Below are 16,076 nucleotides of genomic sequence, written 5' to 3'. Positions count from 1 at the left end.
CCCGTGTTGGTGTTTCCAAGCTGCTGGATGGCGGCGTCGGCGGCTGGCGTGTTGTAAGACGGTCGAGATCCGCCGCCCTCCTGACCGGACGGGGGCAGCCCGAGTCTCTGGCCCGTCGTTCCCTGGCCCTTTGCATTAAGCGTGTTGGGCCCCGGCGAACCGCCGGTTCCGCTCAGCGTCGTCCCGTTCGAGAGCGTCGAGCCACCAGCGCCGCCCGAACCGGTTGCGCCCGCCCCTCCAGCGGAGGAAGCACCTCCTGAACCGCCTCCTGAGCTTTGCGCCATGGAAAACGAGATGGTGCCCAGAAGGACAGTCGCCATCAAAACCAGAACCCTCATCGTCCACCCTTTCCTATGCCAGCGCCTGAAACCGCTGCTTCTTGTCACAGTTCCTAGCGGCGGCGAGCGATCCATGCTCCGGCCAGGAAAGCGACGAGCAAGGACCGTAACGGCGCCTTCACTGTCACCTCGCGCAACTGGTCGGCCCATCGCTTCGCCGGCTCTGGCGACGGCGTGCGGGCCTGCGGAGCAAAAGCTCCTCCTTGCTCTTCGGAACCCGGCCGCGGGCCTGAAGTCCGCTCCATGCCGCCCTGATCGTCCGTCAGCCCGGAGGCTTCCGTCATTGCCGCGGCTTCCTTCATGTCCATGCCCAAGCTCCATCCGATGACGGTTGCGGAACAACTCGATCGATCTCGTGCCCGTCCGACCGAGGTCACAGGCTCGTCCGACGACCGGGGCGGCGGCTATGGCGTCGACATCGATGCGAACTATATGCTTGTCGAAGATCCCCGCCGTACCGCTCCCTTGAAAAAGCCGTTGCTCATCTTTCTGTTCCTCGTCTTCGCACCGCTTGCCGCATCGGCGGCGAGATATTTTTGGCTGGATGATGGCCGCCAGAACTGGCAAACGGCCGACCGCTCCAGCGCGGGTCTATTGACCTCCGCGACCGACCACCGTGAGGCCGTCATCCGGGTGTTCGGAGCAAGAACGGTGAGATGGCGCGGCATCTTCGCGATTCACACCTGGATCGTCGTCAAAGAGAAAGATGCGCCGACCTACACAAGGTACGACTACACGGCCTGGGGCGAGCCGATCCGCACCAACGGCTTCGCTCCGGACGGGCGATGGTTCGGCGCTGTGCCTGAAATCGTCGTGGCCGTCGATGGCGAGCGTGCGGAGGCGCTGATCCCGAAGATCAGGCATGTGGTCGAAAACTACAGGTTTCGATCCTATGGAGATTACAGCGTCTGGCCTGGGCCCAATTCGAACACCTTCGTGCAGGCCGCACTCGATTCGGTCCCTGAGCTCCGGGCCGTCCTGCCGCCGACCGCGATCGGCAAGGACTTCCCGTACACCGGCAAATGGTTCGGCGTAACGGCGTCCGGCACGGGCATCTACGCCTCGCTTGCCGGATACATCGGCTTCTCGCTCGGCTGGGTCGAAGGTCTGGAGATCAATTTCTTCGGCGCCGTTCTCGGCATCGACATCCGACGCCCGGCGCTCAAGCTACCCGGTCTCGGCCGCTTTGGGGTGACGCCGAGCCTGTAAGGGCCCGCCAAATCCACCTCATCCCGGTCCGGAACGAAACGATTTCTCTCAGCCGTAACAGTATCAATTTGCTGGTGGACACGCAGATTTCGGGCGAGGCTGCCTGCAACCAGCGCTTCGTGCGCAGGCAGAAAAGCATGAGGCCCCGCTGTTCCTCAGGCGATTGTCGCCAGCGGCAAGCACCAAACCTTGTAGGCGGCAATCAAGTCCGTCGCGCTCATCGCCCTTCCTCACGGTTGCGGAATGTTCTTCTGACTGAGCCATGCGCGCATCTCGCCGATCTCGCGCCTTTGGGTGTCGATGATCTCGCGAGCAAAGTGCTGGTTTCGAGGATCCTTGCCAAATTTCAGGACGATCTCGGCCATGTCGACTGCGCCTTGATGGTGAGGGATCATGCCGAGCACGAAGGCTGCATCGGGATCAGCGTTGGTGATGCCTCGCATCATCGGACCGTGCATGCGGTCCATGGCGGCGCGGTAGGCATCCGGAGCCGTCAACCCTATCGCCGCAGCGCCGTGCATGCCATGCGGATGTTCGGGGTTCGGCGTATGGGTCAGCCGCTCTCCAGCCAGCGTTCCGATGTCTCCTTCGATGCCATAAATCGCAATGTGCAGTCCCCAGTAACCCGTTGTGAAAATGACTAGCGCCGCCGCAAGTCCGGCCGGGACGCCGGCAAGCCTTCGCTTGAGTGCGGGCAGGAAATGAACCTCACGACTATGATCGGCAGCAATGGCAACGACGACCGCCATGATGAGCGCGTGTCCGATCAGGTCGGTTCGCCCGAACGGATAGACCGCTGCGTTGAAGATGATGAAAAGAGCGATGGCCGACAGCCGGCGGACAAGCGGCGTCCAGATCAAGCCAAATCCCATCGTGAATTCGGCGACGCCCGCCATCGGGATAAACACGTCGCGCGGCATGCCGAAGGTCAAGAAGGGCTTTTCCTGCACGAGCGGGTAGAACCAGTCCGGATAGGCAAACTTTTCGAGGCTCGACCACATCAGCGCGATGGCGACGCCCCAGCGCAGCGCCTCGAAGCGATGGTTGCGCCATTCCGGATTGGATGAAGCCTCCAACACCAGATAGGCGGCGACACCGACTCCAAGCGCCAGGTAGTCCAGCAAATGGAAGACATCATAGTCGCGCAGCGCGAGTAGCCACAAGGCGATGATCCCGAGAGCCGCAAGTGGCTGCGTCTTGCGAGAGAAGATCAACCCGGCGATCAGGAGCTGGGTCCAGGACACCCATTCGGCCGGCGTTTTGAGATCTGGCGTCAGGTAGACGCCGCCGACGGCGAAGATCGCCACGAAGAAGGCGGCGATGACGACGCGCACGAAGTTGTCGAGGCGCATCCAGAGAGGGTCGGTGATGCGATCCATGGCCAGCAGGATCGTCTCGCCGGCGCTCGACTTCTCGATGGCTCGTGACGCGAGGAAGAATGCCAGCACGAGCGCAATGCCGGTCCAGAACCATACATTGGTCAACGTGGCCCCGATCGACTGTGGTGGCGCTCCGACAATATAGGGCGCAAACCATTTGACATGTGCGTGCGCCGGCACCGGCGCCGCGACCGGTGCGAGGATGATCAGGGCCAGCAGGCAACCAGAGGAGCGAGGCCGCGCGGGATGGTTCAATTTCTGCTCCTCAGGTGGTGAGGTGACTAAAGCGTGATTGAGGCGGGCGGTAGGAGACGAGAACGCCAGAGCATGATGTCAGGGCGATGGCTCTTGTGATAGTTTAGACGTTGCCAAGCGTGCTCCCTACTCTTTTTCAATCGAGCTGCATCACGGCGGACGCGCGCTGTATGCCGTGCAATGCTGAGCGCGCGTACCGCCGTGGCAGCGAGCTATTGCGGCAGGTAGCCGCCGTTGATCACAAGTTCGGCGCCGGTGATGTAAGCGCGTAAGCACGCGTCGAAGGAGGCTGTGAGCTGGTTCACATGCTGTCTTAGTTAAACGGAGTACGGTTGGAAGAAGCCGGATAAGAGAAGGGCATCGCGTCGGCGCAGCATCCGCTGCCGGAATTGGGCTTTTTCGGTCCAAACGTTTTCAGAAAAGTCATTTGTCATGTGTATTTTCACAAGCCGAGCCCGGCGCGCGGCAGGTCATAACCAAGCAAGCCGACCTTTCCTCTACCTTTTGGCTTCCATACTCTCGGCGGCCTGCGTCATTTCCTTTGCGAGCGCCGCGTCCGCTCAATGCGCGGCGCGCGACGTGTTGCAAAACAAGCTGAAGCTCAAGACGCGCTCGGCTCCGGCGTCGCAACAGCCTATTAAGTCCGCGCGCGACGTTGCGACATGGAAAACGATCACAATAGGTACCTTCGCCGACTCTCTTGCCTTGCGCAACGAACTCGATAGCAAGGGCTGCAATGTCGGTGGTCAAGCCGCTGAAATCCTTGCTAGGCCGACGTTCACCGTTAGCTCTCGGAAGACATATGTGGAGCTTCTCGATCTATCGCCTGCGCAGCTTGGATTCACGTCCGATACCGTGACTTTGGCTAACGTTTACGCACGCGCCCAGCAGTTCGGCCTCGAACTCGCTGCGGCCGAAGTCGGCCCGCAATTGCGTCTTCAATATTTCGACCAGCCTATCGGCGAATTTCTCATCATCGGAATGGACCCGATCAAGACATGGAGCGGCGAGCCGATCATTCTGAATGTGGCAAATGGCGGCGCCGGATTGATACTCATCGGCCAGGATGGTCGCTCCGAAGCGGATATACCGGTAGCATCTCGTTTCATTTTCGTTCGATCCCATCGACCGGCAGCTGGCCGCGACGTCGTCGGGCCAATAGCAGGAGCCTTTCCGCCGCCGTGAGCGGACCGACGCGCTTTTGCATCGAATGTCAGGTCAATTGGCCCTCAGCCGAACTGCCCATGACCGCCGCGAAGCCTGCTCTCGGAGAGAAACCGGACCGGACGAGCAGAGCGGTCGGACCGCAGCTTGTGACCCGTTGCGGTCATGCGACAACCCGCTCATTCAATCCGTTCCCTGCTGACGAACAGTCGTCGCGGATCGATGACTGCAGTATGACGGAACTGCTTGTCGATGTGATAGGCCAATTCACCCGAAGCGGAGTTGCTGTGGTCGCAGAGACGACCATTGCTCCTCTCGCTTCCGATTGCGGCCCCCGCACTGCCGCGCGGATCATCTCGCGAGTCGTGATACTCGAGGCCGAGCGGACCGAGCGCCGAGACCTGCGTGACGTACTCACCTGATTTCGCCCAGTGGAAATGCCAGGTCTCGCCCGGGAGGACAATGACGCTCCCAGGTGGATAGGCCTTGAGCTTGTCGTCATCGAAGGCTTCTCCAAGGCCGATATAGAAGACCCCGGATATGACCGTGTAGATCCGGTCCTCCGGATGCTTGTGCGGCATAAGCTTCGTTCCGCGCGGTACTTTAACCCAAATTAGGTACGGCCCCGGTTCGGCGGGGTGACCAACCATAACAGCTAGACGTGCGCCCGCTGGAAACGCCGGGAACGGCTCCCACGTAATTTCTTCCGGCAGAATCGCTCGGAATGTATCCTCATCCAATTGATGCTCGAGGATCATAACCTCTCCTCTGCTAGCGAAGACCTGAGAGGGGGCCGCCTCGCGGCAGCCCCTTGTCGCGGATTCTCCGGATGGTTAGTTGTTCAGCCGGCCGACGTGATATCCGAGCCGGTTCTCAACATCGCCCGGCCGATGGAAGCCACGATCGAGCAGGATCTTGATTCGGCTCTGGCTGGCCGGACGCTGGACCGACGCGAGGAAAGCGTCCCATTCGGGCGCGATGTCCGCATCCGACGGCAGGCTCGCGACGTTGACCAGCCGCTTTGTCTCGGCGATCGCTTGCTTGTCGAAGGAGGCGATTCGTCTGGCCAGGGCGTCAACGAAGCCGTCGAGTTCTGCGTCCGTCAGCGATCGATTGACGTAACCGTAGCGTTCCGCAAGATCCCCGCTGATGTCATCGGCGCCTAGCAGCACCTCAAGGGCACGACCCCGGCCGATCAAGCGCGGGAGCCGCGCCATTGGGCCGCCGCCCGGCACGAGGCCAGCGCCGACTTCCCATTGCGACAGGATCGCATTTTCGCGGCTCGCAAAGCGCATGTCGCTTGCCAGCGCCAGTTCGCTGCCAACGCCGGTGGCGCGGCCACGGACCATGGCGATTGACGCGACCGGCGCGCGACTCAGACGGACCAGCAGGTCAGGTAGCGCCTGCAGTCCGGTGGCGCCCGGCGGAATCTTCGTCGACTCCTCCAGCGGGGCGAAGAAATTATAGTGCGTCAGGAAGAAGCCCTCGACTGCGCTGTCGAACACGACCACCTTGACCTGCGGGTCGGTCTCGATCGCCGTGATGATTTCGTTGAGCTGCGGAATGTTCTCGGGCCCAAAGATATTCAGCGGCGGAAGGTCGAAGGTGACGCGCCAATAAGATGGCGTGCGGCGTTGCAGCCTGATGCCGCGGGTGGCTGCAGGCTTCAGGAGCTTGAGCAGCGCCTCGGCGCCGGCCTTTGACGAGGCTGGATTCTGGCCGGTGACGAGCCTTCCGTCGGTGATGACAAAGCTCTGCCAGTCCGGCGCCTTTTCAAATAGCCCGCCCAGCCGCCTCAATTCGTCTTCGACAAGGAACGGCACGACCTTCGTCAACCCAACCGCTTCTTCCTCACTGTTGGTGAATCCGGCCACGCGCTTGCCCTTCACGATCGGCTCGCCGTTGTATGTGACGTGCCGGAGCACGCCCGGCGCATGGCAGACGGCCGCCACCGGCTTGCCGGCGTTGTAGAAGGCTTCGATCAGCGCGACGGAATCCGGATCCTCGGCGAGGTCCCACATAGGGCCGTGACCACCCGGATAGAATACCGCATCAAAGTCTGCGGGCTTCATCTGCGACAGCTTGCGCGTATTGGCAAGAACCGCCTGCGCTGCGGGATCCTGCTTGAATCGCCTGGTCAGGTCGGTCTGACCTTCCGGCGTATCGCTGACGGGATCGAGCGGCGGCTGACCGCCCCGGGGCGAAGCTACGGTGATGTCCGCGCCGGCATCAAGGAAGGTGAAGTAGGGCGCCGCAAATTCCTCGAGCCAGAAACCGGTCTTGCGGCCGGTGTTACCGAGTTGATCGTGCGAAGTCATGACCATCAGGATTCTCATTGGAAACTCCCATTGTCGGCGCCATCAGGTGAACACGCCGTGTTTGGTTTGAGTGGCAAGGGGCGTCAGGTGCTGATGGGGGCGCGCAATATCCTCGCGCGCCTCCATTTTTCAGGACGATTGACGCAAAGAGCGGAACGAGGCGCGCATCTCCGCGCTGAACAGCTCGGGCTGCTCCCAGGCGGCGAAGTGTCCGCCGCGATCAAGCCGGTTGAAATGGATCAGCTTGGGATAGGCACGTTCCGTCCAACTCCGTGGGGCGGCGTAGATCTCGTCCGGGAACACGCTCACTGCGACCGGAATAGTGACATTCTTCGGCTGGAAGAACTGAAGCTTGTTCTCCCAATAAAGTCGCGCCGATGACATTGCCGTGTTCGTCACCCAGTACAGCGTTATGTTGTCAAGGATGTCGTCCCGCGTGAGCCCGGCGGTCTCGCCGCCGAAGACTCGGGCAATAAGCTGATGGCTGCGTGTATCGTGGTCGAGGATCCATGCTGCGAGGCCGACCGGCGAATCCGTGATGCCGTACAGCGTCTGCGGCCGGTTGGCCATTTCGATAGCGTAGCCGAGGCCGTGTTTGTAGAAGAAGTCGAGCTGGTTCCACGCGTTCTGCTCTTCGCCGGAGAGACCTGACGGCTGCTTCCCACCGGCCTGGAGCGAAGCCGCAACGTCGTCAGGAACAGTTGCAGGCATGTTGGTGTGGATGCCAACAAGTTCGGGTGCGCCGAGAAGCGCCATCTGTTCGGTGATGGCGTTGCCCCAGTCGCCGCCTTGCGCGACGAACCGCATGTAGCCGAGCCGCTTCATCAACACGATCCAGGCGCGCGCGATGCGCTGCGGATCCCAGCCGGTGGTCTCGGGCTTGCCGGAAAACCCGTAGCCGGGGATCGACGGGATCACCACGTCAAAAGCATCCGACGCTGCCGCCCCGTGGGCAAGGGGATTAACCAGGCGATCAACGATCTTCAGCTGTTCGATGATCGAGCCGGGCCAGCCATGCGTTACGATCAGCGGCAGCGCATTGTCGTGCCGGGACCGAACGTGAATGAAGTGGATGTCAATCCCGTCAATCTCGGTGATGAATTGCGGCAGTGCATTGAGCCGTGCTTCCACCTTGCGCCAGTCGTAGTCCGTCTGCCAGTACTGGACCAGCTTCTTGACGGTCGCGAGCTGCACGCCCTGACTGTCGTCAGTCACGGTCTCCTTCTCCGGCCACCGCGTCGCGCCGAGGCGGTGACGAAGGTCGATCAAAGTGGCCTCGGGAACATGGACGTGGAAGGGGCGGATTTCGCCAGCGGTCTTGCCCGAGGCGGGCTGCAACGGCAGAAGGCTGACGGCTCCCGCGGCGACGATGCCCATGGCGGCGGTACCCAGCAGTTGGCGGCGATCCTGGTCGATCGTTTCGGAAGTGGACTGCGCGATCATTTTAATCTCCTTGGTTTGCGGGCCGTCGATATGGCCGGCCAGGCGGTTCGTGACGCCGCCACACTTGCGCAGAACCTGGGAGATTGCTCGTTAGGTGATGTAAAAGCGCGTTATGCTCCGCTGGGCCGCTTGCTTGCCTCGCGATAACGCGAAGCGTCGCCCACCGAGAATGATCAGGACTGGAGCAGGCCGCGAGCCGACTGCAAATCGGCTGTCTCAAGCCCCTCACTGAAGCGAGCCAACGTCTGGGCTAAAGCCGTCAGCGCGGATTTCTTGCCCTGTTTGCCGGAAAGCACGACCAGCGTAATCTCGGAGCGCAGCCGCCAGGACAACGCGCCTTGCGTCTCGGCGAGTTCAATGGATGATTTGAGGCTCTGCCTCGCGCCGTCTTCGTCGCCGCCCTGGGCCTTCAGCTTGCCGCGAAGCCGGAGCAACTCCGGCATATCAAAAATCTCACCGCCGGCGGATGTACGGGACATCGAGTTGTCGAGCGCTTCAAGCGCTTCCTCAACCCGCCCTAGCCGGCCTAGCCCTTGCGCTAGGTCGGCGCTGAACCCGGATGCGTAGAGTTCGTAGCGGTCGGCGTGCAGGCGGGGCAGCACGTCGTGGAGAAGATCGACGCCGTCCTTCACGTCGCCGCGGGCTACCATCACCTGACCACGGAATCCGTCGGCCACGGCCTGATACGGAACGAAGCCGTGCATCAAGGCGTGTTCGCTCAGGCGCGCGGTCAATTTTTCCACGCTCGCCCAATCGCCGACCCAGCCAAATACTGATGCAGCCCAGCACAGCGCGATGCTGTACATCACAACGTCTTTTGGCGCGGCATCATTGGTGACCGCACGGGCGAGTTCCACCGCTTGATCAGGAAATCCCCGCAACCACAATGTTCGCGCCAGCGGAATGCGTGGCGTGCGCGCAAAGGCGAAGTGGCTGGGACCGGCAACGCGCAGCGCGATGTCGTTTTGCATGGCCTTTTCGAGGTGATGCTGCGCAAGGATCTGATTGCCGGCCAAATGATGGGAAACGCCGAGCAGGACGCTTGCTCCGGCAAGTCCTGCGGGATCGCCGATCTCGCGTGCCACTTCCTCGGCCGCCTCCGCGGACGGTACCAGGCGGTCGCATTCGCCGGTTCGCCGGTAGAACATGTTGAGGCGCGACAGCAGCCGGAATTGGTTGGGTCGATCCGACAATTTCCTTGCGACGGAGAGCCCTCGTAGCAGCGCGGCCTCGGCCTGCTCGCTGTTGCGCTCTGTGAACATGGCTGCGTGACCGAGCGCCGATTGCAGTTCGATTTCCCAGATTCCGCCGCGGTTGGTGTCGTCGAGCGCTCCGAGGGCGCGTTGCGCCACCCGGCTGCACTCGTTGAGCAGGTTCAGTTCGACGAGCAGCGGAGCACTAGCGCCGCTCAAGGGAACGCGCAATTCTGCCGCACCTTCATCCGAATAGGCCCATGACAGCGCGGCACGCACGTCGCCGAGCAGTTCGGAGCGCGCCGGCAGGCCTAGGGCATTTCCGTTCGACCCGCTACGGACCAGCGCGCTCATCACGTATTCCGCGTGCCGTCGCGCGATGGTATTGGCCTCGCCGCTTTCGCTGAGCCTTTTCAGCGCGTAGGTCCGGGTGGTGTCAAGCAACCGATACCGCATCGACGATTTGATCGGCCTGGCTGACAGCAGGGACTTGGCGACGAGTTGCCCGATCATGTCGATGACCTGCTCGTCGTCGGGCTCAGCTCCGGCAACCGCTATTGCAGCTTCCAGGGTGAACGCCCCGGCGAACACGGCAAGCCGCCGAAGCGCCAGCCGTTCGGCGTCGGTGATGAGATTGTAGCTCCAGTCCAGCATTGCGCTCAGCGTCTGGTGGCGCGGCGGTGCCGTACGACGCCCCCGCCATTCCAGTTTCAGCCGACCGTCCAGCAGCGCATCGATCTCGCGCAGGCCGTGCGCGCCGAGGCGAACGGCCGCGAGCTCGATGGCGAGCGCGATGCCGTCGAGTTTCTCGCAGATGCCGGCGAGGAGCCGCATATTGTCGGGACTCATCTCCACGCTGTATCCGGCCGCCGTCGCTCGTTCCGTAAAGAGCCGGACCGCCGGATAGGCCAGCATCTCCTCCGATGTGAGCGCCTGGTCCGCGGGGGGGGTTGCGAGCGGCGGCAACTCGACGATCTGCTCTCCCTGAACCAGCAAGGATTCTCGGCTGGTGGCAAGAATGCTGGTGCCAGGCGCCTGCAGATAGATGGCTTCGGCGAGCCGTGCGGCATGTTCGATGACGTGCTCGCAGCTGTCGAGAATGAGCACGACGCGCCGGCCGCCCAGGAATTGCACGATACTTGAGGTCGGGTCCGCGGTTTGCACGACCAGATTGAGCGCCGAAGCGACGGTGCTTGGAACAAGCTCGCCTTCCTTCAGGGGCCCAAGATCGACGAAGCGCACTTCCTGCGCGCGGCCCGACAATGCGTGGGCAACCGCAAGCGCAACCGTCGTCTTCCCGATGCCGCCAGGTCCCCGCAGCGTAATGAACTGCTCGGCGAGTAATCGCTCCGAGAGGCGCTGAACCACATCTTCCCGTCCGATCGTGCGGGTCAGCAGCAGCGGAAACGACGGTTCGCCCGAGACCATTGCCGCCGGCTTCGGGGCATCCTGCGCCGGCTGGCGCTGTTCGATGGTCGCAACGAAGCAGTATCCCCGATTGGGTACGTTGGTGATGAAGCGCGCACCGTCCTTGCCGTCGCCGAGCACCCTTCGGATCTCTGCGATGTGGACGCGGAGACTGGCCTCGTCCACCGTCAGGTTCGGCCAGGCGTGCGCCAGCAACTCGTCCTTGTGAATAATGTCTCCCGCACGACCAACCAGCAGGCACAGAATGTCGAGCGCGCGGCTACCGATCTTGACGGGACCCTGATCTTTTTCGAGCAATCGGGATTTTTCGTAAAGACAAAACCGGCCGAATCTTACGCCCAGGGAATCAGGCTCGCTCGCGCGAGATGGCTGTGCGCCTCTGTGCTTTGCTGGGAGGCTGGAAGGCATCGCCCGCTACTTCGACAATCGTCGCGATGCAATCCGCGGCGCGCGCGTTGCTTCGTTGCCGTTTATTTCGCGCATTTCACAACTATTCCGGGAAAATTAGCAGTACTGCGGTCGAGGCCAATGAGGAAGCATGTCGCGGGCGGAGCTTCAAATCAATACACAGTTAGGTCATGGAAGATGCGCCCAATATAGGGTCACGATCCGGCATTCGACTCGGCCGGGCTGAAACGAACCACAGATAGATCTATGCCGACCATCAGATCTTCCGGGATCGGCTTCAAATCACGGTCGCGCAGATAGGCGCGCTGCCTGGTCGGAATCGTGATGCCGTCGATCACGACCGGCTCGGAGAAGTATTGGGCGGCAGGAAAATTGCCGGCGATCTGCACGTGATAGTCGTGGCGCCTGATCAGCATGTCGGGTCCGAAATAGAAGTCCTGCTCGAGGCTGTGGCTGGCTAGCCTCTCCGGAAACACGGCCCGCAATCCGCGCCAGATTTCCGCGCCTTCGCGCCATGGTTCGATCTCGCGCAGCGTGAAGCCGCGCATCGTGAGCAGGAATGGCACGGTCAGGCAAGTCCAGAGCGCGTAGCCGCCGAAATAGGCCCGGTGCAGTAGATCCCAGGCGGTACGCATGTCGTGGCCATCGAACGATGCGCGCGGGTTCCTGCGCTCGGCGATTGTCCTGCTGCCGCCGGACAGGATCGCGACGCGGTCGGGGGTGAAGTCACTCCGTTGTCCAGGTTTGCCGATATCGTCGACAGACGCCCATTGCCGGTGCAGATCGACATGCACCGTCCTTGGAAGGCCACTCTGGTGCACGCATTTCAGGTCCCAGAGTTCGCCCGTGATGACGAACGATGCGCTGAGACGGCCGTGCGCCCGCCAGCGGCTTTCGCCACCATGAGCTTCGATCGCTTCGGCCAGGAGCGGAATCATGTCTAATTCTCCCCGTTTCAACCTGGCCATGGTGCCGCCGCCTACGCGCGCGGCGCGAGTTCATAGATGTAAAGCGATGTTAATGGCCGCCCGCGGAAGGCTGGACCGGCATGCGAACCGCCGGAATGGCGCCGTTTCGCGCCAAATAACATCAGTTAACGGGCGGAAATCGCCGTGTCGTTGCACAGTGAGCTCGCAACCAAGCTCGACCGAAAGCTGGACGGGCCAACGACAGGAAAATTACCATGTCAGACAAGATCGACGTTCAGCGCCGCAACTTCTTCGGCACCGCCGCGATGACGCTCGCCACGGCTCAATTTGCTCTGGCCGGCACCTCGCAGGCTGGCCTTACCAAGCTGACCGCCGCAGCCGATGCGGATCTCAACCGGACGAAATCGGGCAGCCTACCAGCGATCAAGCCGGGCACGAATACGGCTTTCTCTGCCCTCAAGCAGATCGATGCTGGCCTGCTCAATGTCGGCTATGTGGAGACCGGCCCGACAAATGGACCCGCGGTCCTGCTGCTGCACGGCTGGCCCTATGACATCTACAGCTTCGTCGATGTCGCGCCGCTGCTCGCCGGCTCCGGCTATCGCGTGATCATCCCGTATCTTCGCGGCTACGGATCGACGCGGTTTCTCTCCCCGACATCCTTTCGCAACGGTCAGCCTTCGGCGATTGCGCTAGACATGATCGCTTTACTCGATGCGCTTAGGATTGAGAAGGCTGTTGTCGCCGGCTTCGACTGGGGCGCGCGGACCGCCAACATCATGGCGGCGCTGTGGCCGGAACGCTGCAAGGCGATGGTATCTGTGAGCGGGTATCTGATCGGCAGCCAGCAGGCCGGCAAGATGCCGCTGCCGCCGAAAGCGGAACTGCAATGGTGGTACCAGTTCTATTTCGCCACGGAGCGCGGCCAGCTCGGCTATGACAAGTATCGCCGGGAATTCTCCAGGCTGATCTGGCAGCTGGCGTCGCCGAAGTGGAATTTCGACGATGCCACTTTCGAGCGCAGCGCGAGCGCCTTCGACAATCCGGATCATGTCGCGATTGTCATTCACAATTACCGCTGGCGGCAGGCGCTTGCCGATGGCGAGGCTAGATACGAGGACATCGAAGCGAAACTCGCGCAGGGTCCTGCCATCGCCGTGCCTACAATCACCATGGAAGGCGACGCCAACGGCGCGCCGCACCCGGAGCCGGCCGCCTACGCCAAAAAATTCTCTGGCAAGTACGAGCATCGGACCATCTCGGGCGGCATTGGGCACAATCTGCCCCAGGAGGCGCCGCGCGCATTCGCAGGGGCGATCATCGATGTCGATGGCGAAGCCTGATCCCGTCGAGCGAACGAGGAGAATGTGACCATGCGCAAGACAAGTGTTCTGGCGGCACTCGCCCTCATCGCGTTGCTCATGCTGATCCAATTCAGCCCGCCGTTTCTCTATGGTTAGGAGATCGGTATGAGCGTGCGGGCAACAAATCGCGATCTGCGTTCGACACGACAGTCGATCGCCTATCGCAGCATCGAGATCGAAGGCCTCGAGATCTTCTACAGGGAGGCAGGGTCGGTCGATGCGCCGACCGTGCTGCTGCTGCACGGCTTTCCATCCTCATCGCGGATGTGGGAGCCGTTGCTGCCGCTCCTTGCCGATCGATATCACCTGATTGCGCCTGATTATCCCGGCTTCGGTCACAGCAGCGCGCCGCCGACATCCGATTTCACCTATACGTTCGACCGGCTCGCGCAGATCATGGACACGTTTGTGACGAAGCTCGGCCTCGCCAAGTATGTCCTGTTCGTTCAGGACTATGGCGGGCCCGTCGGCTTCCGCCTAGCGCTCGCTCATCCCGAACGGGTGCGCAGCATCGTTGTCCAGAACGCGGTGTCGCATGAGCAGGGTTTGAGTTCGCTGTGGGACGCCCGCCGCAGGTACTGGGCCGATCCGGCCGGCGAACTCGATAACCTCAAGGCCAATTTCACCTCGCTGGAGGCAACCCGGCTGCGGCATGTCGGGACCAGCCCGCATCCCGAGCGGTATGATCCGGATAGCTGGACCGACGAGCACGCGTTTCTCTCCCGTCCGGGTCAGGCGGATATTCAGGCGAAATTGTTCCTGGACTATCGCAGCAACGTCGCATCCTATCCGCGCTGGCAGAAATGGCTTCGCGAAGTTCAGCCACCGATGCTAGTGGTCTGGGGAAAGTACGATCCTTCGTTCACCGTGGCGGGGGCAACTGCGTACGTCGACGATGTGCCTGACGCGGAGGTCCACCTGCTTGAAGCAGGTCATTTCGCGTTGGACGAGGCGACCGATAAGGTCGCCGAACTGGTTCGGCGCTTTCTTGCTAATTGCTAGGTGTGGTTGGTTAATGGCGCCTATGGCCCAATGCGGACATCCAGATGCGCGACTTGATTGTCGCCTCCGGAGCAGACGCGACAGAACGATCGGCGCCCTACGCTCTTCGCATCAGCTTGAGCGACGCCGTCAGCCGCAGGCTCCGCTTTCCCGCGAGCGCGATGCCTTCGAGCTCGCCGCTGTCTTCCGTGCAGGTCCCGGAGAAGCCGATGCCGACCTCGAGGCCGCCGAACACCGGGTTCTCGCCTTTCGCCGGCGTGTGCTCCTGGTTCAGCATCTCGCCCTTCCAGCGGCCGTCCGCCGAGGAATAGGCGCCGAGATAGTAGAAGAACGCATCGCCTCCGAGGATGCGCCCGTCGATCAGCAGCATCACGCCGGACAGTCCAGCATCGACGCCGTCGAGCGCGCGCAAGCCCATCCCATAGAGCCCATGCCGCCCGGTCTGACCGTTCCGCTCGGCGGCAAGCCTTCGTCGTCGAGGCGCGTGAGATTGGCCCAGAACCTGGCGCCGGGCATGGTGTCCGCACCGCCCTCGAGACGGATCTGGTTGCCGTAGAGCCGGCCACGCGCTCCGATCGAGGCGACGTCGGCGCCCATCAGCGGCTTGTAGCTGGGGTCGAGGTTGTGCCGCTCGGTGATGACCTGGGCGATGATCTCGCCGTCGCGCTCGACATAACTGCCGAGATGCGCGAAGCCCGAATTGCCGCCAAGCATCCTGCCGTCGTGCAGGCACATGATGCTGCAGCCGAACCCATCGTTGACGCCGTATTCAACCTTGTAGAGCCCGTCCAGCAACGTCCTGAACCTGCAAATTGAGAATGAATCGCGGGCTACCTAGCATCGACGCCACAGCGAAGCCACCGGCTTTTCCGCGCATCGCCACCCCGGGGACCTTCGCCCGCCATGATGCCATTATGCCCCTGTTTTGCCCGACGGGTCAAAACTCCACTTCGTAAAACCCGCAGTCAATGTTTTCAGGGACTTGGCTACTATGCATGGGGTTGTTTTGGAGGTTTGTTTGCCGGCCTCCGAAAAAAGCTCCTCGGCCGACCGGTGCCAGGCTCGAACCTGCCCCCACGGACGCACGACCAATCGCGCATGGACACGCAATCAGCCGAAGACGAGCTCAGCGCGATCATCGCCGGCGCCGCGAAGCAGCCGCTGCTCGATGCCGCCTACGCGCTCTGGCGCCAACGCTACCGTCTGGAGGCCATCGCGGGCCGCCCCACCGCCGAAGAGGTGCGGGTCAATCGCACCTTCTCGCCGGAGGAATTCATCATCCAGTACCGCCATGAACGCGCCCACGCCCATGAAGGGCCGATGTTCGGCTATGTGAAGCGCGCTCATCCGCGCGCCGACGATCAGGCGATCCGGCAAGCCATCATCACGGCGGTCAAATTCGAAGACGCCTACAACAAGCACTTCGACTGGAACGGCGATTTCGAGGATTGCGTGGCGCGCGCGGTGAAACAGGCCGCGCGGAAATATCCGCATTATCTCGAGACCACCTACCGCGATGCCCGCAACGATCTCGCCTACTACATGAAGTGAACTAGAGCATGATCCGGAAAAGTGTGAAGCGGTTTTCCGAAAAGATCATGCTCAAACAATAGGCTAAAGCGCGATGACGATTCATCCTGATCGCA

The 16,076-nt window shown here is 62.0% G+C and carries 14 protein-coding genes and 1 pseudogene; 5 read left to right on the top strand and 10 right to left on the bottom strand.

What is annotated here, in order from left to right:
* Positions 1-391: 391 nt before the first annotated feature.
* Positions 392-646: a hypothetical protein gene (locus I6F09_RS02560; RefSeq protein WP_225187380.1), complete on the bottom strand. Its 255-nt coding sequence runs from the start codon at positions 644-646 to the stop codon at positions 392-394.
* Positions 647-815: 169 nt separating this feature from the next.
* Here I6F09_RS02560 and I6F09_RS02555 point away from each other — a divergent pair, with 169 nt between their 5' ends.
* Positions 816-1,547 (top strand): DUF3750 domain-containing protein, encoded by a 732-nt coding sequence (locus tag I6F09_RS02555; protein WP_225187477.1) that lies wholly within the window; start codon positions 816-818, stop codon positions 1,545-1,547.
* 230 nt (positions 1,548-1,777) lie between these two features.
* Here the strand turns inward: I6F09_RS02555 and I6F09_RS02550 are convergent, their stop codons facing one another.
* Complete coding sequence (locus I6F09_RS02550) at positions 1,778-3,181, bottom strand: DUF305 domain-containing protein (RefSeq protein ID WP_225187379.1); 1,404 nt, start codon at positions 3,179-3,181, stop codon at positions 1,778-1,780.
* A 432-nt stretch (positions 3,182-3,613) separates the two neighbouring features.
* Between I6F09_RS02550 and I6F09_RS02545 the strand changes: the two genes are divergently transcribed.
* The gene (locus tag I6F09_RS02545; RefSeq protein ID WP_050991661.1) at positions 3,614-4,366 is read left to right on the top strand and encodes a hypothetical protein; all 753 of its coding nucleotides are present in this window, start codon (positions 3,614-3,616) and stop codon (positions 4,364-4,366) included.
* Positions 4,367-4,524: 158 nt separating this feature from the next.
* Here I6F09_RS02545 and I6F09_RS02540 read toward each other — a convergent pair whose 3' ends face one another.
* From I6F09_RS02540 to I6F09_RS02520, 6 genes and pseudogenes are all read right to left on the bottom strand, one after another.
* Positions 4,525-5,103 (bottom strand): cupin domain-containing protein, encoded by a 579-nt coding sequence (locus I6F09_RS02540; protein ID WP_225187378.1) that lies wholly within the window; start codon positions 5,101-5,103, stop codon positions 4,525-4,527.
* 75 nt (positions 5,104-5,178) lie between these two features.
* Positions 5,179-6,027 carry an enoyl-CoA hydratase/isomerase family protein gene (locus I6F09_RS37370; RefSeq protein ID WP_050995869.1) on the bottom strand — a complete coding sequence of 283 codons (849 nt, stop codon included), beginning with the start codon at positions 6,025-6,027 and terminating at the stop codon, positions 5,179-5,181.
* Positions 6,013-6,681: pseudogene (locus I6F09_RS37365) on the bottom strand (type 1 glutamine amidotransferase domain-containing protein); the annotation flags it as partial. The pseudogene I6F09_RS37365 and the gene I6F09_RS37370, both read right to left, overlap by 15 nt.
* A gap of 111 nt (positions 6,682-6,792) precedes the next feature.
* Positions 6,793-8,106 (bottom strand): epoxide hydrolase family protein, encoded by a 1,314-nt coding sequence (locus I6F09_RS02530; protein ID WP_036022790.1) that lies wholly within the window; start codon positions 8,104-8,106, stop codon positions 6,793-6,795.
* Between the two features lie 173 nt (positions 8,107-8,279).
* Complete coding sequence (locus tag I6F09_RS02525) at positions 8,280-11,024, bottom strand: winged helix-turn-helix domain-containing protein (protein WP_225125637.1); 2,745 nt, start codon at positions 11,022-11,024, stop codon at positions 8,280-8,282.
* A 305-nt stretch (positions 11,025-11,329) separates the two neighbouring features.
* On the bottom strand, positions 11,330-12,073 hold the full coding sequence (locus tag I6F09_RS02520) for a hypothetical protein (RefSeq protein ID WP_036022789.1): 744 nt from the start codon (positions 12,071-12,073) through the stop codon (positions 11,330-11,332).
* A gap of 245 nt (positions 12,074-12,318) precedes the next feature.
* Here I6F09_RS02520 and I6F09_RS02515 point away from each other — a divergent pair, with 245 nt between their 5' ends.
* Together I6F09_RS02515 and I6F09_RS02510 are read left to right on the top strand one after the other, a co-directional pair.
* The gene (locus I6F09_RS02515; protein ID WP_036022787.1) at positions 12,319-13,407 is read left to right on the top strand and encodes an alpha/beta hydrolase; all 1,089 of its coding nucleotides are present in this window, start codon (positions 12,319-12,321) and stop codon (positions 13,405-13,407) included.
* A 126-nt stretch (positions 13,408-13,533) separates the two neighbouring features.
* Complete coding sequence (locus I6F09_RS02510) at positions 13,534-14,430, top strand: alpha/beta hydrolase (protein ID WP_036022786.1); 897 nt, start codon at positions 13,534-13,536, stop codon at positions 14,428-14,430.
* 97 nt (positions 14,431-14,527) lie between these two features.
* Here the strand turns inward: I6F09_RS02510 and I6F09_RS37675 are convergent, their stop codons facing one another.
* Positions 14,528-14,848, bottom strand: a complete 321-nt coding sequence (locus I6F09_RS37675; RefSeq protein ID WP_346730104.1) for a hypothetical protein — start codon at positions 14,846-14,848, stop codon at positions 14,528-14,530.
* Positions 14,800-15,225, bottom strand: coding sequence for a hypothetical protein (locus I6F09_RS37670; RefSeq protein ID WP_346730103.1), 426 nt, complete (start codon positions 15,223-15,225; stop codon positions 14,800-14,802). The genes I6F09_RS37675 and I6F09_RS37670 overlap by 49 nt, the downstream gene beginning before the upstream one ends.
* A 303-nt stretch (positions 15,226-15,528) precedes the next feature.
* Between I6F09_RS37670 and I6F09_RS02500 the strand changes: the two genes are divergently transcribed.
* Positions 15,529-15,981 (top strand): hypothetical protein, encoded by a 453-nt coding sequence (locus I6F09_RS02500; RefSeq protein WP_036022783.1) that lies wholly within the window; start codon positions 15,529-15,531, stop codon positions 15,979-15,981.
* Positions 15,982-16,076 lie beyond the last annotated feature (95 nt).

This window comes from Bradyrhizobium sp. IC3195, from assembly GCF_020193585.1.
Taxonomy (GTDB): Bacteria; Pseudomonadota; Alphaproteobacteria; order Rhizobiales; family Xanthobacteraceae; genus Bradyrhizobium; species Bradyrhizobium yuanmingense.
This window is presented reverse-complemented; position numbering and strand designations above follow the sequence as displayed.